This window comes from Pelorhabdus sp. sgz311002, from assembly GCF_056134285.1.
On sequence record NZ_JBWBCL010000003.1, the window covers coordinates 373,513 to 399,328 of the forward strand.

The 25,816-nt window shown below is 43.5% G+C and carries 27 protein-coding genes, 1 pseudogene and 1 other annotated feature; of the genes and pseudogenes, 4 read left to right on the plus strand and 24 right to left on the minus strand.

Annotated elements, in window-relative coordinates:
• Positions 1 to 38: 38 nt before the first annotated feature.
• The 16 genes and pseudogenes from AC0NJP_RS07675 to AC0NJP_RS07750 form a co-directional block, all read right to left on the minus strand.
• Positions 39 to 554: an NUDIX domain-containing protein gene (locus AC0NJP_RS07675; RefSeq protein WP_474699366.1), complete on the minus strand. Its 516-nt coding sequence runs from the start codon at positions 552 to 554 to the stop codon at positions 39 to 41.
• Positions 555 to 659: 105 nt separating this feature from the next.
• Positions 660 to 1,115 carry a BREX-3 system P-loop-containing protein BrxF gene (gene brxF, locus AC0NJP_RS07680; RefSeq protein ID WP_474699367.1) on the minus strand — a complete coding sequence of 152 codons (456 nt, stop codon included), beginning with the start codon at positions 1,113 to 1,115 and terminating at the stop codon, positions 660 to 662.
• A gap of 128 nt (positions 1,116 to 1,243) precedes the next feature.
• Positions 1,244 to 1,987: an RNA polymerase sporulation sigma factor SigH gene (gene sigH, locus AC0NJP_RS07685; protein WP_474037369.1), complete on the minus strand. Its 744-nt coding sequence runs from the start codon at positions 1,985 to 1,987 to the stop codon at positions 1,244 to 1,246.
• A gap of 143 nt (positions 1,988 to 2,130) precedes the next feature.
• Positions 2,131 to 2,658, minus strand: coding sequence for an NYN domain-containing protein (locus AC0NJP_RS07690; RefSeq protein ID WP_474699368.1), 528 nt, complete (start codon positions 2,656 to 2,658; stop codon positions 2,131 to 2,133).
• A 22-nt stretch (positions 2,659 to 2,680) separates the two neighbouring features.
• Complete coding sequence (locus AC0NJP_RS07695; protein ID WP_474699369.1) at positions 2,681 to 4,009, minus strand: VanW family protein; 1,329 nt, start codon at positions 4,007 to 4,009, stop codon at positions 2,681 to 2,683.
• A 2-nt stretch (positions 4,010 to 4,011) separates the two neighbouring features.
• Positions 4,012 to 4,755, minus strand: a complete 744-nt coding sequence (gene rlmB / locus AC0NJP_RS07700) for a 23S rRNA (guanosine(2251)-2'-O)-methyltransferase RlmB (RefSeq protein WP_474037366.1) — start codon at positions 4,753 to 4,755, stop codon at positions 4,012 to 4,014.
• An 82-nt stretch (positions 4,756 to 4,837) separates the two neighbouring features.
• Positions 4,838 to 5,344 carry a dihydrofolate reductase gene (locus AC0NJP_RS07705; RefSeq protein WP_474699370.1) on the minus strand — a complete coding sequence of 169 codons (507 nt, stop codon included), beginning with the start codon at positions 5,342 to 5,344 and terminating at the stop codon, positions 4,838 to 4,840.
• Positions 5,345 to 5,357: 13 nt separating this feature from the next.
• A complete protein-coding gene (gene thyA / locus AC0NJP_RS07710; RefSeq protein WP_474699371.1) occupies positions 5,358 to 6,188 on the minus strand; it encodes a thymidylate synthase in 831 nt (276 codons plus the stop codon).
• Between the two features lie 15 nt (positions 6,189 to 6,203).
• Positions 6,204 to 6,701 (minus strand): Mini-ribonuclease 3, encoded by a 498-nt coding sequence (locus tag AC0NJP_RS07715; protein ID WP_474699373.1) that lies wholly within the window; start codon positions 6,699 to 6,701, stop codon positions 6,204 to 6,206.
• Positions 6,698 to 8,146, minus strand: a complete 1,449-nt coding sequence (gene cysS, locus AC0NJP_RS07720) for a cysteine--tRNA ligase (RefSeq protein ID WP_474037362.1) — start codon at positions 8,144 to 8,146, stop codon at positions 6,698 to 6,700. Before cysS ends, AC0NJP_RS07715 begins: the two co-directional genes overlap by 4 nt.
• Positions 8,127 to 8,855 carry a serine O-acetyltransferase gene (cysE, locus tag AC0NJP_RS07725; RefSeq protein ID WP_474037360.1) on the minus strand — a complete coding sequence of 243 codons (729 nt, stop codon included), beginning with the start codon at positions 8,853 to 8,855 and terminating at the stop codon, positions 8,127 to 8,129. Before cysE ends, cysS begins: the two co-directional genes overlap by 20 nt.
• A gap of 65 nt (positions 8,856 to 8,920) precedes the next feature.
• Positions 8,921 to 9,134: a binding site (T-box leader), on the minus strand.
• 36 nt (positions 9,135 to 9,170) lie between these two features.
• Complete coding sequence (gltX, locus tag AC0NJP_RS07730) at positions 9,171 to 10,640, minus strand: glutamate--tRNA ligase (RefSeq protein WP_474699374.1); 1,470 nt, start codon at positions 10,638 to 10,640, stop codon at positions 9,171 to 9,173.
• Positions 10,641 to 10,779: 139 nt separating this feature from the next.
• Positions 10,780 to 11,070, minus strand: a complete 291-nt coding sequence (locus AC0NJP_RS07735) for a hypothetical protein (RefSeq protein WP_474699375.1) — start codon at positions 11,068 to 11,070, stop codon at positions 10,780 to 10,782.
• Positions 11,071 to 11,129: 59 nt separating this feature from the next.
• Positions 11,130 to 11,606: a 2-C-methyl-D-erythritol 2,4-cyclodiphosphate synthase gene (ispF, locus tag AC0NJP_RS07740; RefSeq protein WP_474699392.1), complete on the minus strand. Its 477-nt coding sequence runs from the start codon at positions 11,604 to 11,606 to the stop codon at positions 11,130 to 11,132.
• Positions 11,607 to 11,627: 21 nt separating this feature from the next.
• A pseudogene (ispD, locus tag AC0NJP_RS07745) lies at positions 11,628 to 12,302 on the minus strand (2-C-methyl-D-erythritol 4-phosphate cytidylyltransferase); the annotation flags it as partial.
• Positions 12,303 to 13,421, minus strand: coding sequence for a PIN/TRAM domain-containing protein (locus tag AC0NJP_RS07750; RefSeq protein WP_474699376.1), 1,119 nt, complete (start codon positions 13,419 to 13,421; stop codon positions 12,303 to 12,305). It lies immediately after the preceding pseudogene.
• A gap of 263 nt (positions 13,422 to 13,684) precedes the next feature.
• Between AC0NJP_RS07750 and AC0NJP_RS07755 the strand changes: the two genes are divergently transcribed.
• Together AC0NJP_RS07755 and AC0NJP_RS07760 are read left to right on the plus strand one after the other, a co-directional pair.
• On the plus strand, positions 13,685 to 14,080 hold the full coding sequence (locus AC0NJP_RS07755) for a nucleoside triphosphate pyrophosphohydrolase family protein (RefSeq protein ID WP_474699377.1): 396 nt from the start codon (positions 13,685 to 13,687) through the stop codon (positions 14,078 to 14,080).
• Positions 14,081 to 14,241: 161 nt separating this feature from the next.
• Positions 14,242 to 14,565, plus strand: coding sequence for a stage II sporulation protein P (locus AC0NJP_RS07760; RefSeq protein ID WP_474699378.1), 324 nt, complete (start codon positions 14,242 to 14,244; stop codon positions 14,563 to 14,565).
• Here AC0NJP_RS07760 and disA read toward each other — a convergent pair.
• The 8 genes from disA to AC0NJP_RS07800 form a co-directional block, all read right to left on the minus strand.
• The gene (gene disA, locus AC0NJP_RS07765; RefSeq protein ID WP_474699379.1) at positions 14,562 to 15,644 is read right to left on the minus strand and encodes a DNA integrity scanning diadenylate cyclase DisA; all 1,083 of its coding nucleotides are present in this window, start codon (positions 15,642 to 15,644) and stop codon (positions 14,562 to 14,564) included. The two genes, AC0NJP_RS07760 and disA, sit on opposite strands and share 4 nt — an antisense overlap.
• The gene (gene radA, locus AC0NJP_RS07770; protein WP_474037352.1) at positions 15,637 to 16,989 is read right to left on the minus strand and encodes a DNA repair protein RadA; all 1,353 of its coding nucleotides are present in this window, start codon (positions 16,987 to 16,989) and stop codon (positions 15,637 to 15,639) included. The genes disA and radA overlap by 8 nt, the downstream gene beginning before the upstream one ends.
• Positions 16,990 to 17,087: 98 nt before the next feature.
• Entirely contained in the window at positions 17,088 to 19,535 is a 2,448-nt protein-coding gene (locus tag AC0NJP_RS07775) for an ATP-dependent Clp protease ATP-binding subunit (protein ID WP_474699393.1), read from the minus strand.
• Positions 19,535 to 20,605, minus strand: coding sequence for a protein arginine kinase (locus AC0NJP_RS07780; RefSeq protein ID WP_474699380.1), 1,071 nt, complete (start codon positions 20,603 to 20,605; stop codon positions 19,535 to 19,537). Before AC0NJP_RS07780 ends, AC0NJP_RS07775 begins: the two co-directional genes overlap by 1 nt.
• A complete protein-coding gene (locus AC0NJP_RS07785) occupies positions 20,602 to 21,126 on the minus strand; it encodes a UvrB/UvrC motif-containing protein (protein ID WP_474699381.1) in 525 nt (174 codons plus the stop codon). The genes AC0NJP_RS07780 and AC0NJP_RS07785 overlap by 4 nt, the downstream gene beginning before the upstream one ends.
• Before the next feature lie 5 nt (positions 21,127 to 21,131).
• Positions 21,132 to 21,593, minus strand: a complete 462-nt coding sequence (locus AC0NJP_RS07790; RefSeq protein WP_474699382.1) for a CtsR family transcriptional regulator — start codon at positions 21,591 to 21,593, stop codon at positions 21,132 to 21,134.
• Positions 21,594 to 21,768: 175 nt separating this feature from the next.
• Entirely contained in the window at positions 21,769 to 22,983 is a 1,215-nt protein-coding gene (locus AC0NJP_RS07795) for a class I SAM-dependent rRNA methyltransferase (RefSeq protein WP_474699383.1), read from the minus strand.
• A gap of 45 nt (positions 22,984 to 23,028) precedes the next feature.
• A complete protein-coding gene (locus AC0NJP_RS07800; protein WP_474699384.1) occupies positions 23,029 to 24,216 on the minus strand; it encodes an FprA family A-type flavoprotein in 1,188 nt (395 codons plus the stop codon).
• 202 nt (positions 24,217 to 24,418) lie between these two features.
• Here AC0NJP_RS07800 and speD point away from each other — a divergent pair, with 202 nt between their 5' ends.
• Together speD and AC0NJP_RS07810 are read left to right on the plus strand one after the other, a co-directional pair.
• Positions 24,419 to 24,871 (plus strand): adenosylmethionine decarboxylase, encoded by a 453-nt coding sequence (gene speD, locus AC0NJP_RS07805; protein ID WP_474037345.1) that lies wholly within the window; start codon positions 24,419 to 24,421, stop codon positions 24,869 to 24,871.
• A gap of 141 nt (positions 24,872 to 25,012) precedes the next feature.
• Positions 25,013 to 25,468, plus strand: a complete 456-nt coding sequence (locus tag AC0NJP_RS07810; protein ID WP_474699385.1) for a phosphate-starvation-inducible PsiE family protein — start codon at positions 25,013 to 25,015, stop codon at positions 25,466 to 25,468.
• Positions 25,469 to 25,816 lie beyond the last annotated feature (348 nt).

Genomic DNA, 25,816 nt, shown 5'->3' on the forward strand with positions numbered 1-25,816 from the left:
CACGATTGATTTTTCCCCCTACATTCAACTATAAACTTTCACTTATTTTGCTTGCTTTGACTCAGCAGCATCGCAAGAACCTGTTGGTCTGTAGGAAATGCTAGTGGCGGCAGGGTCTCTAACGAAAAATAAGCCACTTCACTCAAATCGTCGTCCGCTTGCTCTAAACCACTACATTTTTCTACCCAAAACCAAATTCCTACCGTATGCTGCGCCGGATTATGAAAATTAGACAAAGCCGTAAATACTTGGCCAGGCTTTACAACCAGCCCTGTTTCTTCCAGAAATTCTCGCTGCAAAGCTGCGCGTACCTCTTCATCATATTCGACATAACCGCAAGGTATGCACCAAAGACCACCGTAAGTACTAGTAGGGCTGCGGCGCCCTAAGAGCACTCGTTCTTGCTCATTCAATAAGATACCAGCTACGCCAACAACCGGATTTTCATAAAAAATCTTTTCACACTGTACACAGGTAAGGCGATTTTGCTCTTGCTGTTTCTGGTAGTGAAGCGAACCGCCGCACCAGGGGCAAAAATGATAGCGTTGGACCATACCGAATACCTCCGAATGTTCTTATCAACCTTAGAAAAAGACAGTAAAAAAGGCAGGAGATGTAAGCATCTCTTGCCGTTTCCCTTCTTTACAAAAATCCGGAAACTACAATTCAATAATACTAAGATTTGCGGCATCAAAAGAATGATTATTCAGCTGCCAGTCACAAAATATAAGTTGTCCATTACTGTATTCGCCCGGCCAAGCAACAATTAAAGAATATTTTCGGCTGAGCTGCCGCAAAATAGCAAGCGGTTCTAAACAAAGCACTGGTTTAAAGAGCAATTCGATTCCATCAAGTAAAAAGGTTTCGACCGAAAAACCGCGCATTACTTCATCCATAATCCCTGCAGCCTGCTCTTGCCGCGCCTTCGGTACAAGATCAATTAACTCATCTGTCACCAAATAGCGGCAGTCTAAGTAACGAAATCCTCTCGTATCGCCTAACTCTCGTAAAATTTTGCTTTTACCAGCACCGGCCTTCCCCACGATCAAGACCAACTTATTCGGTGTAGCTTCTACTTCACGTAGGCATTCCAACACACGCAATGTGGCTGACATTGAGCTCCCCCTCACCATGCTCTTTTTATGCCTTACCTGTTTCGCCAGTTTAAGAGGAAAATCCTTCACTTGGTTCAAAAAGATCTAAAAATCTTATAAAAAAAGAGACTCCCCAAAGAGCCCCTCTTTTAATCATCCGTTGGATCGCTGCTATAATCAGCCAACTCAACCTGTAATTCTTTATTTAACCCAGCCAGTCCCTTATAAACGCTACGCGCATCAGGATCGTCACTTCGATTGTCTAAATACCGTTCCAATTTTCGTTTCACGCGCTGTAAGGCATTATCGATAGATTTCACATGGCGTCCTAATTCAACAGCAATTTCTTGATAGGATTTCCCATCTAAATAACTCATGAGGACTTTCCATTCCAAATCACTGAGAATTTCGCACATTTTTCCTTCAATATCAATAAATTCTTCCCGGCTAATTACAAGTTCTTCGGGATCAGAAATCTTCGATCCAGACAAAACATCTAGCAACGTACGATCAGAATCTTCATCATAAATTGGTTTATTTAAGGAAACGTAAGAATTTAACGGAATATGCTTTTGTCTCGTCGCCGTTTTAATTGCCGTAATAATCTGCCTGGTTACGCAAAGCTCGGCAAAAGCCCGAAAAGAAGACAATTTATCATTGCGAAAATCACGAATTGCTTTATATAAGCCGATCATGCCTTCCTGGATAATATCTTCCCGCTCAGCACCGATCAAAAAGTACGACCTAGCCTTAGCTCGAACGAAATTGCGGTATTTGTTTATCAAATACTCCTGGGCGATTGAGTTGTTATTGTCTTTGGCGTCGATAACAATATCTTCATCCGTCATATTCTCAAAACAACCATACAGATCGCGTTGAGTATTAGCCCGCATTCCATCGCCCCCACTCTTCTAGTTGACCTGCAAAAAAGAAAATGCACTAATTCTTAGTGCTTCTACCTTTTCGTACATGCTACTACAAAAAAATTATACCTTAGGGAGCTGTTTTTAGTCAAGCCTTGTTTAAGAAAGGCCTGTCAGCGCTGCAATCGAAGCGCATTGAGTTTTTCGCGCACTTCGTCCTTTACCCGACCTTCCAGTTCATTGCGATCAGTCTGCCGTTCTTGTCCTTTCGCGCGCTCTTTCATGCGTTTTGCTGTTTTTAAGACATCAAGCCGCAGTTCTCGAGCTGATATCCGATAAGCGCCGACACCAAGAATAACCTGCTGTTCCGTCCCATCAGATGTCGCTACGTAGACTGTCATACCACCCTTAGCGAGACGGTAGGCCGTTTTTTCAATAAAGCTGTCAGCGGTCTCTTTCTCGCTGGTGAAAATGACTTCAAGATTAGGATATACAGGATACACGCGCTCTTGTCCGACAAAAGAATAGGCGTCAAACACAACAAGAACCTTATAGCCCTTAAAGGCTCCATAACTTGCTAGCCAATCCACCAGACGATCGCGGGCATGGTCAAAATCCTCTTTATAATCTTTTAACTCTTTCCAGTCGAAAATGACATTATATCCATCGACAAGTAAGTAATCCTGGCGGCGCTTTCCCATAGCAAATCTCCTGCACTCTTTTTCACTTACTAAAGTCAGGCCGACAAGATCCAATCCGAACAATAGAATCCTCCGGTAAATACTGGTCTTTAGCAATCAATTCGCGCTGCACTTCTCCATTCTCTCTCTTAATAAGACGCAGCGTCGTCACTTCATAACCGGGAGTTCCCTGACGCTCTACCTCAGTTTCTCCCAATAAAAGGTTTTCATCTACTTTTCGCACAACACCAGGCAAAAGCGTTTTTTTCGCTTCCGTAATAATTTCGACCTGACAAGTCTGTTTCATACGGCTAAACAAACCGACTGACAAACGGTTTTCAACTACCTCGGCCGTAATTAAGAGCGGTTCTGCCGTCGTATTGGTAAATTTAAAGTCAAGGACTTGATAGGCTACCGTAGCGTCACGGCCTAATTTCACGTAGCCTAGCGCCTTGGAATGATTATAACGCTCTTCAATTTTTAAATTTGCCAGCAAAACCGCATTGTATAAAGTAGAAGAAACTTGGCAAATCCCGCCGCCAATCCCAGGAACATATTCATTCCCGACAATTTCTAAAGCTTCCTTAAAGCCATGTTCTTTATCACGCGGCCCTACGGTGTCATTAAAGGAAAAGGTTTCACCTGCCGCAAGGACTTTGCCGTTTAAATGGCGCGCCGCTAAACGAATGTTATCACTACGATTTTTCTGAGCGGGATCAAACTGGGTCTGAAAGGAGCCGATCACTTCATGAAAGCCAGCTGCAGCTACTTCCTTTTCCGTAATAGCGGGCGATAAGATCGTAACAGGTAAGGCCACAGCACCGCCAGACTGTAGATTAGAAAGAACTAAGTTTTTCGTCGCTTCAGTCTCCAACTGAGCACCAGATTCCGCCGGAATAATCCCGCCCCGAAATAAGCTTACTGCTGCATTTTGCGGCGGTTTATCAATCGACTGTTGCCAAAGTCCAATCAAATCATTGAGCTTACTTTCATTATAATGAATTTTAAGCGGAATATGACAACCATAAACCATAGCCTGACTTATTTTTTGAACTCGATCCCAATAAGCGCCTTCATGACCAATCGCAGCGGCAGCAGCAGCCGTTTCTTTCGCATCTACAGAAAAATCAACCTTACTACGTTCGAGCAAAAAAGAAGACCTGCCATCAGAAATCATCAGCGGTTTCTTTTCATCTTCCTGCTGCCATAGCTGTACAAGATTCTCTACTTCTCTTTCTGTGAGTCCGCCAACAGCTACACCTTCTACCGTAACACCAGCATAAACAAGGCCTGCATTAACAAAAACTGCATAGCCGCAAATCGCACTGATTATCACTGCAAGGAAAAAGAAAATTTTCCGCCGCTGTTTCACGCTTATTTCATCTCCCGCTGCCTTAATACTTCATATAACAGAAGAGAGCAAGCAACTGAAGCATTTAAAGACGTCATTTGCCCTTTCATGGGGATTTTCACCAGAAAGTCACAGCTTTCTTTCGTCAAACGGCTTAAGCCATGCCCTTCACTGCCGACAACGACAGCAATCGGCCCCGTAAGATCCGCTTCATAAAAATTCTTTTCCCCATCCATATCAGCTCCGACAATCCAAATCCCCTGTTTTTTCAGTTTTTCTAGAGTTTGTACCACATTACCAATTCGCGCAATCGGCACGTACTCAATCGCTCCGGCCGATGTCTTAGCGACAGTTGCGGAAATCGGCGCCGTACGCCGTTTTGGCAGAAGCATGCCATGACAACCTGCCGCATCAGCACTACGTAAGATAGCGCCAACGTTATGGGGATCTTCCAGCTCATCAAGAATCACGAGAAAGGGAGGTTCGCCTTTAGCGGCAGCTGCCGCTAGAATATCTTCAACTTCTACGTATTGAATCGGCGCCACATAGGCGACAATTCCCTGATGCTGTTCTCCCGGAACCAGCGCTGTGAGTTTAGTTGATTCCATTTCTTGTACAATAATACCCTGCTTTAAGGCTTGTCCGATAATACTCTTCAGGGACCCTTGATGATCCCCTTTCGCAACAAGAATTTTATTCACGGAACGCTGCCCTTTTAGGGCTTCACTGACACTATTACGGCCACAAATAATCTCTGACTGTGACACTTTATTCCTCCTCAGCGACTTGCTGTCACCTCTTAGTTTTTCGCGAAGCAAATCAAATTATGTATGACAAGTTCACAAACATTTATTTGGGGACAAGAATCTGTTGATTTTCATATTTCGTAAACTGAAAGGAAAGTTCTTTATAAACATGCATCTCACTTGTTTCAACTAACTTCCATTCTTGGGCCGTATCAAGATTATCAAAATACTTATCAGCCTGATAATCGGCAAAAATTTTAGTTACATAGGCTTCGCTGCAATAAGGCAGAAGCGAATGATATACGGATGCGCCGCCAATCACAAAAATATCATTCGTATTATATTGCTTCAACTCTTCCCATAATTCTGGCAGAGACCGACATAAAATCACCGCATCATGAGGCTTCTCTTGACGTTTACTTAACACAATATTAATTCGATCTTTCAAAGGGGCTTTTCCCGGCAGAGACTCAAAGGTCGTCCGTCCCATCACAACCACCTTTTGCAGCGTCTTTGCCTTAAAAAATTTCATATCTTCGGGAATCCACTGCAGCAATTGACCTTCATAGCCAATCCCCCAGTCGGAAGCCGCCGCAACAATTGCTTTCATGCTTTTCTCCTTTTTAAATCGCAACAGGAATTTGTTTAATTTGCTGTCCGCTCTGATAATTTTCCAAAACAAAATCTTCAACTGTAAAAGCATAAAAATCTTGTATATCAGGATTGATCCGCAAAATTGGCGCCGCATAAGTCGGGCGTGCAATCAGTTCCTCCACCAAGGGAATATGACGATCATAAATATGGGCATCAGCAATCACATGAACAAGTTCACCAACTTTAAGTCCGCTTGCCTGAGCAAACATATGAACAAGGATAGCATACTGAGCTACATTCCAATTATTCGCCACTAGTATGTCTTGCGATCGCTGGTTCAAAATCGCATTTAGCTTACCTGCGGTCACATTAAAAGTCATACTGTAGGCACAAGGATAGAGATTCATGGCATGTAAATCATTATGATTATACATGTTAGCTATAATACGGCGACTATAGGGATTATGCTTTAAATCAAACAGAATGCGATCCACTTGATCAAATTCGCCTTCTTTATACTGATGCTTTAAACCCAACTGATAGCCATAGGCCTTGCCAATCGAGCCTGTTTCATCGGCCCAGCTGTCCCAGATATGACTATTTAAATCCTGAATATAATTTGATTTTTTTTGCCAAATCCAGAGAATCTCGTCAATCGCTGCTTTCAGATTCGTTGGTCGAAGCGTCAGAAGCGGAAATTCCTCAGCTAAATTATAACGATTCACCACACCAAACTGCTTAATGGTATGAGCTGGCACACCGTCGGCCCATTTTGCCCTTACTTCTTGACCTTCCGATGAATATCCATTTTGCAGGATATCTTGACACATGGCAATAAAAATTGTATCTGCTTTACTCACTATTTTATACCTCTTTCATTCATCTTGCTCGGTTTTACTGTTGGTCATTGCCCGGGCAATGACTACAAAAGCCTTTTCACCCATTTCTGTAAGCCGGTCAAATTGCTTGGTTATGTATAAATAACCTAATAAAGCTTCAAAGCCGGTACTAGAGCGATAATCTCTTACCGTAGCGCTTTTCGGCACAGTCGATTTCGCATTGCGTCCGCGGCGAACGACACTCTGTTCTATTTCCGTGAGTTCCCTCTCTAACGCGTGAAGAGCGAGCGATTGCATCGTCGCTGATACAATCGCCGCGTCAAAATCATGGAGAATGCGAACCTTACTTTGTTCAAAAGACAATAGCTTCGTTCGCACAAAAAGATCGAACCAAGCATCTCCCATATACGCCAAAATCAAGGGAGGTAAACTCTTGGCGTCCGTTTTGTCATAATCATAGCGCTTTATCAGTTCGCCAGCATCGTCGAATACTAGCGTGCTTTGCTTCTGCTTTAAAAACTGCTCAAACTTCACGCTTTCTTCCACCTAGCTCCCTGCGGTGAATCTTCCACCGTAATTCCAATCTTGGCCAGATGATCACGAATCTGATCAGCTGTAGTCCAATCTTTATTTTTTCTCGCGTCAGAACGAATCGTTAAAATAAGTTCCATTAGATTCTCTACCAACTCAGCATTTTCGCCTTCGCCGACTTGACCGCTTTGCGCGAAAGCTTCTTGCAGCCCAAGGACTTGCGCTAATTCTTCGTATATGGCTTTCACGGCAGCAATCGCTTGCTGATCGCCGGAAATTTTTCCTGATGCAATTTTACTATTATAAATATTAATTTCCTTGGCTAAACCAAAAAGACTGCTCACAGCCAAAGCCGTGTTGAAATCATCATCCATAGCAGCGATAAACTCTTCTTTTGCCGTTTCAGCCGCAGCTGTAATCTGATGGGAATCTTCCGTTACAGCACTGGCTGCTGTACTTTCTAAATAGAGCAGCGTCTGATAAGCCGATGCCAATCGTTCCAAACTGCGCGTCGCTTCATCAAGGCGTTCGTCACTGAAATCCAATGGACTGCGATAATGCGTCGCCAGTAAAAAGAAGCGCAACGCTTCTGGCCGGTAGTGTTTCGTAATATCCTGTACTAAGAAAAAGTTACCGAGAGATTTGCTCATTTTTTCTTCATTTACCGTAATAAACCCATTGTGCAACCAATAATTCACAAAGGAATGGCCGGTGCAAGCTTCGGACTGGGCAATTTCATTTTCGTGATGCGGGAAAATCAAATCGCTGCCGCCGCCATGAAAGTCAAAAGTTTCACCTAAATATTTAATTGACATAGCGCTACATTCAATATGCCAACCAGGACGCCCTTGCCCCCACGGACTTTCCCAAGCTGGTTCACCTGGTTTTGCTTTTTTCCACAAGGCAAAATCCATGGGATTTTCTTTGCGGTCATCTACATCGACCCGAGCGCCTGCCTGCATGTCATCAAGAGATCTACCGCTCAGTTTACCATAGTCATCAAAGTGATCTACCTTATAGTAGACATCACCATCTACCTCATAGGCAAAGCCTTTATCAATCAGTTTTTGCACTACCGCAATAATTTCTGGCATGTGCTCAGATACACGGGGATATACATCGGCACGCCGAATTCCCAAACTATCCATAATTTCAAAATAAGATGCAATATAGCGATTCGCAATCGTGTCCCAGGAGACCTTTTCCGTATTGGCAGCGTTAATGATCTTATCATCTACATCGGTAAAGTTTTGTACATAAGTGACTTCATAGCCGCGAAAGGCAAAATAACGACGAATGACATCCCAGGTTACAAAAGGACGAGCATTGCCAATATGAGGATGATTATAAGGGGTAATGCCGCAAACATATATTTTAACTTTGCCTGGTTCAACCGGGACAAATTCTTCTTTTTGTCTTGTTAGTGTATTAAATACTTTTATGGCCATCGTTCTTCAACGCTCCTTCTAATTCTTCAATTCGATTTTCCAAACGCCCAATATGCTGCTGCATACAACGCAGCATTTCCGCTACAGGGTCTGGTAAGTCATTATGGTTCAAATCTACATCATCATCGTCTTCGTCCGTATCACTCTCTCTGGGACAAACTCCTTCACAAGGAAACTCACTATCAATCCGCTCGCCAAAGCGACAGACAACCATGCCAGGAATGCCCACAACCGTCGAATGAGGCGGAACCTCTTTGAGTACCACGGAACCTGCGCCAATCTTAGAATGAGCGCCAATTCGAATCGAACCTAGCACCTTAGCGCCGCTGGCTACCATCACATGATCCTCTACCGTCGGATGACGCTTCCCTTTTTCTTTGCCAGTCCCCCCTAAGGTGACTCCTTGATAGAGAGTAACATTTTTACCAAGTTCCGCGGTCTCGCCAATTACTATGCCAGTACCATGGTCAATAAATAAACCTTCTCCAATCGTTGCTCCTGGATGAATTTCTATTCCGGTTAAAAACCGGGCGAAATTAGAAATCATACGAGGCAGTAAAATCCAACCGCGGCGATACATCTTGTGGCTAATCCGGTGGAGCCAGATCGCATGCAATCCTGGATAACAAAGGAGCACTTCTACTACACTGCGTGCAGCTGGGTCCCGCTCAAACACAACCTGAATATCCCGTCTCAGCCTATTAAACATTGACTTCCTCCTTTACGCTTTCTTCAGAAACTTGTCTGAAGCCATAAAAAAAGACCACCGGCTCATACAGAGACGGTGGTCCGTGGTCCCACTCTGTTTTGGTTTCTCTAAGAGAAACCCTTGCAGCGCCGTTAACGGGGCAATCCGAGAAAGCCTACTCGATTTCAGCTTTCCAGCTCCCAGGTGCATTTCGGTACCATCCTTTCAGCAAGGTTCACAGCCAAGCCCTCGCCTCTCTGCAGAAACTTTAGTACTTACTCTCCTGTTCAAAGCCGTTGATTCTATCCAAAATTATATACGACAGGTCTGGTCATGTCAAATGACTGTCGCCAAGGTCCGTTTCATTCGTTGTAGCGTCCGTTCTTTGCCTAATAGCGGAATCACACTGATTAGTTCTGGCCCATGCATCTGCCCTGTCAAAGCTACGCGCAGCGGCATATAGACAAATTTTCCACCTAATTTCAGCTCTTTCGTCAAGGCTTTGATCAGAGCTTTCACAGAACTCTCATTGACTTCCTCTAAAGCCAACAGTTTTGCTTCAAACAAATCCATTACTTTAGAAACGGTTTCTTCTCGTAAAACTGCTTTTGCTTCTTCCGTTTCCAAGGTAAACTCATCATTTAAAAATAGGCCAATATGATCAACAAGCTGAGCGCCATAACTAATGTATTCTTGCAACACAGCTGTTACTTTCACGAGCCAAGCTTTTTCCGTCTCACTCACGGTTTCTTGCACACAACCAGCGGCAACAAGATGCGGCCAAGCCAGTTCGAGCACTTTTTCTGGCGCTGCCTGACGAATATAGTGGGCATTGATCCAATTCAGCTTATCAATATCAAATACAGCCGGATTCTTTGCCACATGATCCATCGAAAAAGCTTTGACAAGTTCGTCTAAAGAGAAAAACTCTTCTTCGCCTACAGGCGACCAGCCAAGTAAGGCAAGGAAATTGTCAAGCGCTTCCGGCAAGTAGCCGAGATCACGGTACTGCTGCACCGATGTTGCGCCATGACGTTTACTCATTTTCGTTCTATCTTTACCTAAAATGAGCGAAATATGGCCGAAAGTTGGCACAGGTAACCCTAACGCTTCATAAATCAGAACTTGCCGCGGCGTATTGGATAAATGTTCTTCGGCACGAATAACATGAGTAATTTTCATCAGACTATCATCAAGAACAACAGCAAAATTATAGACAGGAATTCCATTTGATTTGACAACGACAAAATCGCCAACGCCATTAGAATCAAAAGAAACTGTTCCCCGTACCATATCAGTAAAAACAATCTGCTGATTTTCCGGTACGCGAAGCCGCACGACTGGTTTACGGCCTTCAGCGACCAGTTTCGCTTCTTCTTCGGGCGTCAAATGACTACATTTACCGGAGTAAATCGGCATTTGTCCGCTTTCCATTGCTTTTTGCCGCTCTTCTTCTAACTCGGCATCAGTGCAATAGCAGTGGTAGGCTTTGCCGCTTGCCAAAAGTTTTTCCGTATATTCCTGATAGATTGAAAGTCTTTCAGTCTGGCGGTATGGTCCATACTCGCCGCCGGCATCAATTCCTTCATCCCAGGTAAGACCAAGCCAGCGGAGCGCTTCTTTAATATTTTCTTCCGATTCACGGGTCGAACGCTCTAGGTCAGTATCTTCAATCCGCAGGACAAAAACGCCCCCGGTTTGTTTGGCTAGCAGCCAATTAAATAACGCCGAACGGGCGCCGCCGATATGGAAGGGTCCTGTAGGACTCGGGGCAAACCGAACGCGAATGGGTTGTTGTTGATTCACAATTGAAACCTCCTCTTCCTGAACTATTTTACTTCGCTGTTAGCCAAAAACATCCTGCAAAAAAAAATAAAAAAACGGAAAATACCGGGACTTTTCCCCTTTGTCCCGGTTAGTTTGCCCTTTTTCAGTTTTTAAAAAATCAAGGACTATATAACGTCAGATAGAAAAACCCTTTATTTATATCAGGCACAATATAAGTAGTATGAGATTCAGCCTGTCCAACTGCTGTTTTTACGCCATCAGACAAACAGACGAGCCGCCAAAAAATCTGATCATTATACCAGACTTCCCCCAAGGTAGTTCCGTCATTTTGCCTGACAAAAGAAAAATTTACTTTAAAGCCATTTTCCGCTGCTTGAACCACTGAAGGCTGACTGACAAAAAGAGTGAGACTAAACAGAATGAGAAGAAAGCATATTTTGCGTCTCATCAGCAAATCCCTCCGCTAAGCAAATTCATTTGCTTCTAATATATGCAATGCTTAGCAGCTTATACATGAATAATCGAAGCAATCGCTTGCGCGGCAATCCCCTCTTGGCGACCGGTAAAACCAAGTTTCTCTGTTGTAGTTGCTTTTATATTGACTTGTTTTGTGGCAGTATGTAAGGCTGTAGCAATCTTTTGATTCATCGCCGCAATATGAGGCGCCATTTTGGGTGCTTCCGCAATAATCGTCGCATCAATATTATGTACGTAATACCCCTCCTGCTCTAGCAGTGAAAAAACTTCTTCTAGCAGTATGAGACTAGAAATCCCCTTATACCGCGGATCTGTATCAGGAAAATGGCGACCAATATCACCAAGCCCGGCTGCACCGAGCAAAGCGTCTTTAATTGCATGAAGCAACACATCCGCATCAGAATGTCCCTTAAGACCTAGCGAATAAGGAATTTCTACACCACCTAAAATAAGCGGACGCCCCTCACAAAAGGCGTGAACGTCATAACCAAAGCCGACACGCGGCAAGACTGGCTGTTGCAAAAATGCCCTAGCCACTGTCAAATCTTCCGGCGTAGTAATTTTTATATTTTCGTATTTGCCTTCCACCATCTCTACAGCCACTCCCAATCGTTCCACAAGCGAAGCGTCATCAGTTCCAAGCACTCCGTCCCTTGCAGCGGCTTCATAAGCTTTTTTTAGTAAGGCAGTATCAAAGACCTGTGGCGTTTGGACCGCCCATAAGCGCTTCCGATCCGGTGTCGCCTGAATCTTACCAGCAACGACTTCTTTAATCGTATCTTTCACTGGCACGCCTACCACAACAGCCTTTACTACTTTCGCCCGTTCGATCGCACTGACAATCGTGGCAGGATCAATTAACGGCCTGGCGCCATCGTGAATGACTGCCAATCCGTCATCAGTAAGGCTGTTTAAGGCATTGGCAATAGAATACTGCCGTTCACTGCCGCCTGCAATGATTTTCCAGGGTTTTGCAAGCGCCGCCTCCTGGAGCATCGTGTCAATTTCATCTATTTCATTTTTTTCCGCTACAATCACCAAGGAATCAATGAGAGCTACACTTGCCAACACTCTTGCAGTTTGCACTAGAATCGGCTCATGAAAAAGAGGAACAAATAACTTGTTCCTCTTAAGCCCCATACGTTTTCCCTGTCCGGCAGCGGCAATAATTGCCGTTATCATTGATAAGCCTCCCAGTGTCATTTATAAGGCCCGTTCCATTGCCTTAAGCTTGGCAAAAATCATCCGACCTGCGGCCGTTTGTAAGACCGATGTAACTAAAACTCCAATTGTTTCTCCCATGTGACGCTTACCGCCATCAACTACAATCATCGTGCCATCATCTAAATAGGCAACACCTTGACCGTTTTCTTTACCATCTTTTACAATATGCACAACCATCTCTTCGCCTGGCAGTACAACAGGCTTTACGGCATTAGACAGTTCATTAATATTAAGAACAGAAACACCCTGTAGTTCCGCAACCTTGTTAAGATTATAATCATTGGTAATTACTTTGGCGTTTAATAACTGGCCAAGCTTGACTAGCTTAGCATCCACTTCTGCAATATCTTCAAAATCATGGGAATCAATCTGAACAACCAGACCTAATTCTTTTTGCATACGATTTAAAATATCCAGGCCGCGCCGTCCTCGATTTCGTTTTAACAAATCTGATGAATCGGCAATATGCTGTAATTCTTCTAATACAAAGCCAGGAATGAGCAACGTACCTTCAATAAAACCACTTTTGCAAATATCAGCGATGCGACCATCAATGATTACACTTGTATCTAAAATTTTCGCCGATGATACAGCAGCCGCCTTTTCTTTTGTTTTCTCGCGATTCATCCAGGGAATCGCCGTAACCAGAGCTACAAGCTCGTCACGTTTGCGAATCGCCACATTAATTCCCAAATACCCTAAAATAATACTAAGCAGTCCAGGAATATATTTACCGACAATAGGCAACGGTAAAAAAGCCGCTCCAAGCAAACTGGATATGATAAGACCGATCGCCAAACCAATGGACCCGGCCAGTACATCATACATAGGCATTTTGTTCAATTGCGCTTCAACCCAATAAGTAAATTTCCACAAGTTACTAATTAAGTAAGGAGCCAGCAAAAATCCGATAATTGCGCCAATACTTGCTCCTAGAATAAAAAGCAGCAAGGTAGCCAGCGTAATACCGAAGATTCCATAATTGAGCAAATCCACATTCAACAAATCCTGAATAAAAGGCATAATCCTGTCAGTCAAAACGACACCGCCAACAGCGGCCAACAAAGAACAGGAAAAGCGTAAAATCTTATCTAGCAAACTCTTAGCACCTCCTTTCTTCCAAAAAATTCAAAACAAATTTCTAATGGATAGTATTGCCAAAACCGAAAAAATATATACTCCTTATCCCTTCAGAAAAGACAGAGATAATGAGTTTAGTATAACAAAGGAAGGGTTGATTGTCAAATTTATCTATTGTAGCACAAGAGACTCTACTTGTCAATTCTCTGTAAATTACGCTCTTTGTTGACAATTGCCTAGCGGCCTCTATATAATAGATTTCAAAGTGAGGTGCACAAATCATGCCTGAAGATGATTGCTTAGACTTTCAATCTGTTGTTGATGAATACCTAATTCGTCACCGCAGTGTTATGGATGTAATGACAAAGTATCAAGAAACAACGACCCGCGTGAATCGTGCTCTAGCCAAAGCAGTGACCGAGTGCGGCTGCGTGAGTATTCATGCTCAAAAACAGCAAATTCCGGAAGATACGGAATTTAAAGAACTCAAAAATTATATGCAGACCCATCTATCAGGAGCGCCCTGCCCTGCCTGTCAGGAAATTCTTTCAAAAGAAATCGGCCACAGTCTCTTTTATTTAGCGGCCCTTTGCAATTTGACTGGACTAACTTTAGATGAGGTCATTACGAAAGAGTGCAAAAATGTAAAAACTTTAGGTGTATTTAACTTGACCTAATGGCATACATCATAGTGATTTTGCAACAAATGACGACAGAGCCTGTCGTCTTTTTTTATTGTCCTTTCGCGTTTAGTATCTTCTCGCGCTTGTAGTACATAAAGGCAAGAATTTAAGGCTATTCTAACTAGGAAAGACTCGTAAGCGGCGAGGAGGCGGCTATGAAAAAAAAATTATTGCTTTATCTTTGTCTCGGCTTTCTTGTATTTTTCGGCGGCGCTGTTTTATTCTATGCCGCTTCGCCTTGGCCGCTACTTCGAATCCAACCAAAACCTCTGCAACCGCCGCAAAAAGTTTATGACTACTACTTAATCATTCATGAACAAACTGGCGAAACTTTAATGTATGTACCGCTTGTCGTTGCCGTTGGCGATGAAGTAATTACGGAACAAAACCAGCGGTTTCGCATTATCCGACTTGAAGACAACCGTGCGATCGCTCGTTATATCGAAAATATCGACATGTCAAAATATAAAAGCCCCTAGCTGTGTCGCTCCCACAGCGCCTGCTCGCGTACTCGCTTCAAACCGTCTTTAATCATTTTAGCCCGCGATTCGCCGATTCCATCTACATCATCAAGATCTTGAATCGTTGCACCAGCAATGCGGGGCAAGGTATTAAAATGCTGCACAAGATTTTGAATCACAAGCTGTGGCAGACGAGGAATATGGGCTAAAATTCGATAGCCTCGCGGCACCATCGGCAGATCTAAGGCATTGGCTGTCACACTATAACCAAGCAGCCGACCTAACACAGTCGCTTCCAAATGGTCTTCCGGCAATTCAGCAATTTGTTTGCGCAGAAGACAGGCGGTCTGATTTTCTTCCAGCAACGCATAATCTTTCAGTAAAACTTCGACGATATCTTTTTCCACTTCTAACTCTTCTAGCTGCATGCTCACAAGGCGTCCTTCCGTACCGAGTTCGACAATATAGCGTTTGACTTCCTGTACGATCCGACTAACATGCTCAGCGCGAATCAAAAGCGAAATCACATCACCTAATGTAACTAAATCCTCAAATTCCAAGGCGATCAGTGTCGATAATCCCTTATTGAGCACAATGCGATACTTCTCTAACGTTTGCAAAGCCTGATGGGCGCGATTGAGCAGCGTGGAAATTTCACTCAAAATATAACGGCGATTTCCTAGATAGACGGTGATGATATTGCGCCGATGAGAAATGGCAATGACTAAAGCGCCCGTCTGTCTAGCGACGCGCTGGGCCGTTCGATGCCTTGTACCTGTTTCACTTGTAGCTATCGTGTATTCCGGTACAAGCTGGGCATTGGCTACTAAAATTTTCTTGCCATCTTCTGATAGCACGATCGCGCCATCCATTTTCGCTAATTCATAAATCCCGGCAGGAGTAAACTCAGCATTAATCACAAAGCCGCCATCCACTAACTCCATGGCGCCTTTATTATCATTGATCAATACGAGTGCGCCCATTTTACCGCGCTGAATGCTTTCCAGCCCGTCCCGAAGCGGCGTGCCTGGCGCTAGCTTTCCCATGATTTCAATAAAGCGTTCATCCCACAAACGCTCTTCTTTGACTTTAGTCACTAAATACCGCCTCCATTGCCTGGTGAATCGATGATACGCCAATCAGATGATAGTCGCCTTTCACCCTGTCTACATTCCCCTGGGGAATAATAAATTTTTGAAATCCCAGATTAGCCGCCTCGCGAATTCTAAGGTCAATATGCGAAACCATGCGAACCTCGCCAGTAAGCCCCACTTCTCCCATAACAACAGTGAGTGGCGAAACGGCGATATTCCGAAAACTCGAGGCCACAGCAAGCGCAATGGCCAAATCAGCGGCTGGTTCATTGACTTTAATGCCGCCTACGGCATTGACATAGGCATCTTGGTTACCGAGATTTAGTCCCAAGCGTTTTTCCAAAACAGCCATTAGCAAGATTAAGCGGTTATAATCAAAGCCCGCCGCCATCCGTCGCGGCATGCCAAATACAGTCGTACTCACAAGCGCCTGCACTTCAATTAGCAGCGGGCGAATGCCTTCGAGGCAAGCTACGACGACAGAACCTGGCGCATCTTCCGGTCGTTCGGCTAAGAGTAGCGACGAAGGATTTTTCACTTCCCCGAGGCCTTCTTCCTCCATACTAAACAGCCCACTCTCACTGGTAGAGCCAAAGCGATTTTTAATGGCTCGAAGTACTCGAAAAGCATAGTTTCTTTCGCCTTCCAGATAAAGAACTACATCCACCATATGTTCCAGCATACGCGGTCCCGCAATATTCCCCTCTTTAGTAACATGGCCAATAATCACAACAGGAATCGAACTTTCCTTTGCTAATCGCATCAGTTTGCCCGTAGATTCCCTAACTTGCGCGACACTGCCTGGCGCACTATCAAGGTCAGGACTATACATAGTTTGAATCGAATCAATGACTAGCAGAGCCGGTTGAATCGCTACAGCTTCTGTCTCAATAACCGTAAGATTCGTTTCCGTCATAACTAACAGCTGATCTTGCAGCGTTCCTAATCGATCAGCCCGCAACTTTGTCTGTGCTGCCGACTCCTCACCGGATACATATAAAACTTTCCCCTGCGTCTGGCTAACAAAACCAGCTACTTGCAAGAGTAAAGTAGATTTTCCGATACCAGGATCGCCTCCGAGCAAAATCAATGCCCCAGGAACAATCCCCCCGCCAAGAACGCGATCAAATTCTTTCATACCGATGGAAAAACGCGGTAGAGCGGCAGAATTGACAGCTGTAATCGGCTGTGGCTTCGCTGCTGGCACATGAAAAGCCTTTGCGGCCGTCTTCACGACAACCTCTTCTACCATACTGTTCCAAGCGCCGCAAGCCGGACATTTTCCCAGCCACTTCAAAGAATCATGGCCACACTCCTGACAAACATAAACTGTTTTATTTTTAGCCACTTTCCGCCTTCTCTCCCTTTCTATACATGTAGAGCGAAACAAGCACTCTAAGATCGTTAGAGTGCTTGTTTTCGCTTTATCAAAGCCGCTTTCCTGCTTTAGTCTTGTTTAGCAAAGGTCAGTTTATGCTGTTCATCCGCACTAACAGCAATCGTATCGCCGCTCTTTACTGTCCCCTTGAGCATCAGTTCCGCTACTTCATCTTCTACCAGCTTTTGAATCGCCCGGCGAAGCGGTCTAGCACCATAAGCGTGATCTCGTCCCTCTTTAATTAATTCCTGCTTCGCTGCTTCGTCAACCGCTAAAGCTAACTCACTGGCTTTCAACCGTTTTGCGACATCAGCTAACATAATATCAACGATCTTGCCTAAATCTTGATCATTTAAACTGCTGAACACAATCATTTCATCAACACGGTTTAAAAATTCAGGCCGGAAAGTCCGTTTCACTTCGTCCATTACCTGCGCTTTAGCCTGATCGTTTTCTTTGGCCTCATCTTTCACAGCCATAAAGCCCAGAGAGGAGCCTTCTTTTCTAAGATGTTTCGCTCCCACATTCGATGTCATAATAATCACTGTGTTTTTAAAGTCAACAGTCCGCCCCTTACTATCAGTAAGCCGTCCATCTTCTAAGACCTGCAGCAACATATTAAATACATCATAATGAGCTTTTTCAATTTCGTCGAGTAAGATAACCGAGTAAGGCTTCCGCCGCACGGCGTCTGTTAATTGGCCGCCTTCTTCATAGCCTACATAGCCAGGAGGCGCTCCTACCAGCCGTGATACAGTATGTTTTTCCATATACTCTGACATATCCAGGCGAATCATCGCTTCTTCATCACCGAACATGGCTTCCGCCAAAGCTCTAGCTAGCTCCGTTTTACCAACCCCTGTGGGCCCAAGAAAAATAAAGGAACCAATGGGACGCTTCGGATCTTTTAGACCAGCACGGGCGCGCCGTACTGCTTTGGCAACCGCTTTTACTGCATCATCTTGACCGATTACGCGCTTATGAAGAATTTCTTCCAACTGTAGCAGACGATCAGACTCGCCTTCCGTTAATTTTTTGACAGGAACCCCGGTCCAACTTGCTACTACTTCCGCAATATGGTCTTCCGTAACCTCTACTAGGCCGCTGCCCTGCTGCTTCCACTCTTTTTGCCGCTGTTCCAGCTCTTTGATTAGTTTTTGCTCTTCATCACGCAATTTAGCAGCTTGTTCAAACTCCTGTGTTGATATAGCCGCTTCTTTTTCCGTCTGAATAGCGGTGATACGTTTTTCCAAAGAAGATAAATCAGGCGGCAACGACATAGATTGAATTCTCACACGTGATGCGGCTTCATCCATCAAGTCAATGGCCTTATCAGGTAAAAAGCGATCGGAAATATAGCGATGTGACAATTTGACTGCGGCGATAATCGCTTCATCACTAATTTTAGCGCGATGGAACGCTTCATATTTGTCGCGAATTCCCTTTAAAATTTCGATGGCGTCTTCTTCAGTTGGTTCACCCACCTGAATCGGTTGGAAACGTCGTTCCAAGGCGGCATCTTTTTCAATATGTTTTTTATACTCATCAAGTGTTGTCGCGCCAATTGCCTGCAGTTCACCGCGCGCCAAGGCCGGTTTTAAAATATTAGCAGCATCAATAGCCCCCTCAGCAGCGCCAGCGCCAATAAGAGTATGCATTTCATCGACAAATAAAATAATATTACCAGCTTGACGAATTTCTTCCATTACTTTTTTCAACCGTTCTTCAAATTCGCCGCGATACTTAGATCCAGCTACCAAGGACGCAATATTTAAAGAAATGACTCGTTTATCTTTTAATAATTCCGGTACGCGTCCTTCCATAATTTTAGCGGCCAATCCTTCAGCAATAGCGGTTTTTCCTACGCCAGGCTCGCCAATCAATACGGGATTATTTTTAGTCCGACGACTTAAAATTTGAATGACTCGCTCAATTTCTTTGTCGCGGCCAATAACCGGATCAATTTTTCCTTCCTGCACTAACTTGTTTAGATCACGCCCAAATTCGTCAAGTGAAGGAGTTTGTCCGCCAGCGCTATTGCTTTTCGGCGCTTGCGGCTGCGGCGTCTGGCCAGCCATGGAATAGGCGCCTAAGAGTTTTAAAACAGCTTCTCTGACGACAGCGAGGTCGGCCCCCATGCCGACAAGAACCTGTGAGGCAATCCCTTCCTGCTCGCGGATCAGACCAAGCAGTAAATGTTCCGTCCCAATATAATTATGACCAAACTGCTGCGCTTCTTCGAAGGAAAGCTCTAGCACATGCTTTGCTCGCGGCGTATAAGTAATTTCATTGGCTGGCTGCGCCCCACTGCTGCCAATCACCGCTTCAATCTGCTGGCGAATCGCTTCCGCCTGCACACCTAGTGAGGCAAGAGCTTTCGCGGCAATCCCTGATCCCTCGTCAACAAGGCCTAGCAGCAAATGCTCTGTGCCTACATAAGGATGACCAAAATTCTGTGCTTCTTCCTGCGCTAATAATAAAACCCGTCTAGCTCTTTCAGTAAAACGATTCAACATCATCGATTCCCTCCTTCATTTTGTGCTAATCTATTGCGAATAAATGCTGCTCTCAGCTGACCTCTAGCCTCGGCCGGAACGCCCTGTTCCTGGCACTTTCTACTCATATAATTTGGTCGTGTAAAGACAAGCAATTCGTTAAAAATGCTCGGGTCAACCCCATTAATAATTCCCATATCGACGCCGAGACGTACTTCACTGAGTTTCGCCAAGGCTTCTTTTGCCGTAATAGTGCGAGCGTAACGTAAAATACCATAAGCTCGCCATAGCCGATCAGCCAAAGCCTCTTCTGATTGTTTGAACAACATTTGCCGAGCCGTTCTTTCCTGGCCAACCAGCTGTAATACTACACCACTTAAGCGGTCAACAATTTCCTCTTCTGTATATCCTAAGGTCAATTGATTCGAAACTTGAAAAATATTGCCAATGGTTTCCGTGCCTTCGCCATAAATCCCGCGAACAGCAAGCCCCAACTGTGTAACAGCGCCCATAATCCGATTGATTTGCTGGGTTAGAACAAGAGCTGGTAAATGAAGCATGCAGGAAGCCCTCATCCCTGTACCGACATTAGTAGGACAAGCCGTTAAATAGCCTAACTGTTCACTAAACGCAAAGGTTAATGTTTCTTCGAGAACATTATCGACTTGATCGGCATTGGCCAAAGCCTTTGTCAAGTCAAGGCCTGGTTCCATGCATTGAATTCGTAGATGATCTTCTTCATTCACCATAATACTGACAGAAGCGTCAGAACGAATAAGAGCCGCGCGATTTGAAAAATTTTCAACAAGATGCGGACTAATTAAATGTTTCTCCACTAAAATACTGCGTTCAAGCGGCGAAAGCCCTTCCATCGCGATAATTCGGTATTGTTGTCCGTCTCGCTCTAAAGATTGTTTCGTAGCACAAACAGTTTGCATTACTTTCTGCAATTCGCCAGCCTCATTGCGATTTGGAAAGGGAACGCCTGCTAAATTGCGAGCTAAGCGGATACGACTTGCTAAAATCACATCACTTTCCGGGCCGCCGCCGAGCATCCACGGCTGAAGAATTTCCTGCGAAAAATCACTCATGCCTGTTCGCCTCCTTCAAAAGCATTGATCTCACTTTCTAGGGCGCGAATTTCATCACGGAAAGACGCTGCAGCTTCATATTCTTCTCGCTCTACAGCTTTTTCTAAGGATTGGCGAAGTCGTTTTAGCTTCTGTCTAACTTCCAACACTTCGCCGCTGCGCCGCGGCACCTTGCCAGTATGAGCGCTAGTGCCATGAATCCGGCGAATCACCGGTTCTAAATCTTGGGCAAAAACCTTATAGCAGGTGCCGCAGCCAATTTTGCCGCTACGGCTAAAATCCTGATAAGTCATACCGCATTCAGGGCAAGCCACGGCTGATTTCGGCTCTTGATGGCTAACAGGATGAAACATACCTTTCAAAAAATCCTGCACAGTAAAGACATTAGGGGTTACGGCAAAAACGAGCATTTCTGATTCTTTGGCGCATTCTTCGCAAAGATGCTGCTCTTGTTTCTGTCCATTAACAATCTTTGTAATATGCATACTTGCCTGTCGTTTCTGACACCGTTCACATAACATCGAATTCACTCCCCGCTGCGCTCGGACTGTCTGGCGAGAACTAATAAGACGGAACGAATTAGTTGGGGCCGATCTGCCGGGCTGACTTTATCATAAAAAATAGTAAAAAAGTATTCAATTAGAGCAGCTTCACGCTGAGTAATAAAATTCTGTTCCTTTAACCTGCCAATTAAAGCGATCGCTTCGTCTTTCGACAAATTCTCATCATCAATCCTTCTAGTCTCATGATGAACGATTTCAGCAAAGGGAAGGCGAGCGATACGGACAAAGCCGCCAGAGCCGCGCCGCGACTCAACGATATAACCACGATCAATCGTAAACCGCGTACTGAGTACGTAGCTTACTTGGGACGGAGCGCAATCAATCCAGCTTGCCAGCTCATTACGTTTTAAAATCAGCATGTCGTCTTTTTGGCCAGACAATTTTCGCAATATAAACTGTTCAATCATATCGGCTACATTGCTCATAAAATCACCTCGCTTTTCTCTTTGACTTTTACTGACCTTTATCCTTATTTTATTTGACCTTTTGACTTTTAACAATGGACTATTTCCGTAGAAATAGTCCATTTTAGATCGTTTATATTTGTTTTGCTACAAAATCCTTTAATTTATACATTGTATCGTTAAAATTCAAATTTTGCTAAAAAACTTGTACAACAAGAAACTTTAAGTAATGTGTTTCTGGGGATGCTGGCAAAATCGGATGATCTTTAGCCTGCGTGCGATATTCCACTTCCCGAATTGTACGTTTCGCATCATTAGCGGCAGCAAGCACAACCTCATGAAAGAGTTCGCGTTCCATATGGAATGAGCAAGAACAAGTAATAAGGAAACCGCCGGGACGAACTAGCTTTAACCCGCGCAAGTTGATTTCCTTATATCCTCTGATTGCGCCGTCAATGGCATTACGACTTTTAGTAAAGGCAGGCGGATCCAGAATGACCACATCGTAAGTTTTCTTTTCATCGGAAATCGTCCGTAAATAATCAAACGCATTGGCTACTACGAAATTACACTTTTCCTCTACTTGATTCAAAGCGGCATTTTGTTTGGCCAGTTCAATTGCTTCAGCGGAAATGTCAACAGACGTTACGCTTTTCGCCCCATAACTCGCTGCATGTACGGCAAAAGAACCTGTGTGACAGAAGCAATCCAGTACATCCTGATCTTTTACAAGCTGTTGCAAAAAGGCCCGATTCTCCCGCTGATCATAAAAGAAACCGGTTTTCTGTCCCTGAGCCACGTCAGCCTGAAAAGTAAAGCCGTTTTCCTTAACTGTAATCGTCGTAGGGAAATCACCTTTCAAATAACCGGTCTGAAGTGGGAGACCCTCTAACTTGCGAACAGGCACATCATTTCTCTCATAAATTCCTGTCGGAGCAAAGAGTTCTTCTAAAACGGCAAGAATCGTTTGCTTATGGACATCAATTCCCAAGGCTAAAGTCTGTAGAACAAAAATATCGCCAAATTTATCAATAATCAAACCTGGCATAAAATCGGCTTCGCCGTAAATTAACCGACAAAATTCCGGTTCTGCTAAAAACTGCTGCCGATACTGCCAAGCCGTTTGAATCCTTTTTTTGAAAAAATCATAGTCGATCGTCTCTGGTTCTCTGCTAAGAATCCGAACAATAATCTGCGACTGAGGATTGATAAAGCCACGGCCAATAAAATACTGCCTGCTAGAATAGACATCAACAATGTCGCCTGGTTCAAATTCGCCGTCAATATAATCAATCTCACTTTGAAAAATCCAAGGATGTCCTTCCTCCACTCGATGCGTTCCGCCGCGACGTAACACTACCCGGCAGATTCCATTCGTAGGCTGCCCTTCTTTTCGTTTTTTCTGTCCCATACACTTCTCCTTTATAGTTGAAAAAGGGCTTCTCAGCCCTTTTTCTTAGTACTCTTCTAGTATCTTTTTCCCAAAGGCCACGCCATATTCAAAGCATTGGTCAAGCTCAGCTTGATCAGCCTTCCATTTTACAAATAAGCCTTCATTAAAACGATCAAAGTTTGTTTTTCCTAAAAATTCATTAATATCTCCCTGGGCGCCGCCGTTCCAGCCATAAGTGCCAAAAGATCCAGCTAAGCGCTTACCAAATGGATTCAAGCCTTTCAAATAGACTAAAAAAGCGCCTACTAGTGGAATGACACTATTATTGAGCGTTGAAGATCCCACAACTAAACCTTTTGCATCTAAGAGATCAAGCATAATATCACTGCGATCTGCCACTGAAGTTTTATAAAGTTTAACCTGCAGACCTGTTGAAGCAATCCCTTCAAGTACATACTTTGCCATTTTATCGGTAGCGCCCCACATGGTATCATACACGATAATAACTTTATTTTCTTTATGCCCAGTTCCCCATTGTTCGTACTTAGTGAGAATATCTTCTACATGACTGCGCCACACTAAACCATGGCTAGGCGCAATCATCTTCAATTCAAGTTCCTTTACTGCTTTTGCTGCTTTAGGAATCAAACGTGTATAAGGCATAAGAATATTCGCATAGTATTTAGCTGCTTCTTTTAGCGCTACTGTCAAGTCATTTTCGTCATCAAACAATTTTGAGGAACACACATGCTGACCGAAGGCGTCATTTGAAAAGAGAATTTTTTCGCCGTCAAGATAGCAGGCCATAGAATCAGGCCAATGCAACATCGGAAGTGGCATAAAATGCAGCTTGTTTTTGCCAAGATCTAAAGTATCCCCTTGCTTAACAATCATAAAATCATATTCTTTGCCATAATGCTTGATCACTTCCGGACGGCCTTGTGCTGTCAAAACAACTTTTGCTTTTGGCGCCAGTTCCATAATCCGCGGCAAAGAACCGGAATGATCTGGCTCTACATGGTTTGTAACTACATAGTCGATATCGGCAATATCAACAATTTCCGAAATACGCGCAATCAGTTCATCACTCATGTACTCTTTGACATTATCAACGAGACAGATTTTTTCATCAACAATCAAGTAGGAATTGTAGGTTACACCACGCGGTGTTGTATAGCCATGAAAATCGCGCAGATTCCAATCGATTGCTCCTACATAATATACTCCAGAAGCCAATTGTACTTTATTCATAAAAGTCACTCCTTACTAAACCATTAGTGAAAATTTTCATTTTGCCTTATTATTTTACAGCAAAATTGCAGCTCTTACCAGAAATTATTTTTCCAGTTACCAATAAAAATCACTGGACATTTTTTTACTCGCGATTTAAAATGAAAAGTTGTATAATAGGATTATGTACTATTTTAGAGACTGACTAAGGGGGCGACAATTGTTGAAATCCATCGGAAGACATATTACTGCCGATTTCTATGGCTGCAGTTTTAAAGATCTCAACAGTATTGAATTTATTCAAACTGCAGTACTTGCCGCGCTGAAAAATGCCAATTTGACATTACTTGATTTTTCTCATAAGACTTTTGAGCCCCAAGGCCTCACTGTTCTCGCGCTACTCGCGGGAAGTCATATGACTGTCCACACCTATCCTGATCGAGGCTTTGCCGCAATTGATATTTATACTTGTGAAGAACAAAGCCGTCCTGACCGAGCCATTCAAACAATGAAAGAATATCTTCACCCTGATAAACTAAAAACAACGAATATTAAGCGGGGAGATTTTGGTTCTGAACGTGACATGAAGCCAAAAATTAAAGTAAGCATTACTCCGTTCCGTCGCGTTCGCAGTACTGGAGCAAAAGTTCTTAGTATTTTCTCCCGCGTAAAGTAATATCATACTAAATTATATTGGGCACGAAAGATCTCTAATGCAAAAAACAATTAAAATTTTGTATTAGAGGTTTTTTATTTATTTCATTTTATGCTATAATAACAAATAAAATAAACATTATCAACAAGGAGTTGTTTTTATTTGTTGAAAGACTTTGAACCAGCTAATTGTCAAGAAAATAGCAATCATTTTGAGTGTTTAGTAGCAAATTATATGAAGCGATTTACACTACTGTTGCATATGTTCTTTTGTTTGGCTTTAGTGATTACTGTTATTATTGCTCTGTATATGTTCTTCTCAGAGATATCCAATATTTTTGGCGGCGGCGACCTTAGCACGGCAGCAATTCACTCATTAGGATCACTACTCATCTTATGGACATTATCAGAACTGCTGAACTCGGAAATTCGTCATTTGCGCGGTGAAAAAATTAAAACGACTATTTTTATTGAAGTAGCCATTGCCGCTATTGTTCGCAAACTATTGATTCTAAGCTCGGAAGGATTGACTTTGCAGGACGGCAGTATTTTCTTAGCAACTTTGCTTGTTCTAGGTATTGTTCATTGGTGTCTTCAATCACGCTCTAACCGCGTATAGTAGATAACTACATATACTATGAAACTAATAGAAAAACAGCCGTCAGTGATAAAAAAATCGCTGACGGTAATTTTTTATACCTAAATTAGACGATAATTTACCGTGTCTGTAGATCATGCTAAATAAATCTGATTTATATATCTATCGAATATCTCTGTATAAACTATATCACTATAACTTTATATAGGATTGCATATAGTCATTGACCAATTCTAATTCTATACAATAAATATCCACCCGCATAGCGGGTGGTTTTTCATTTTCGGGCATAGCCCTTTTAAACTGGCTGCGCATAAATGCGCTTTTTATTGGCCTGCCAGCCATGCAACTTTTACTTGCTACCCGTAA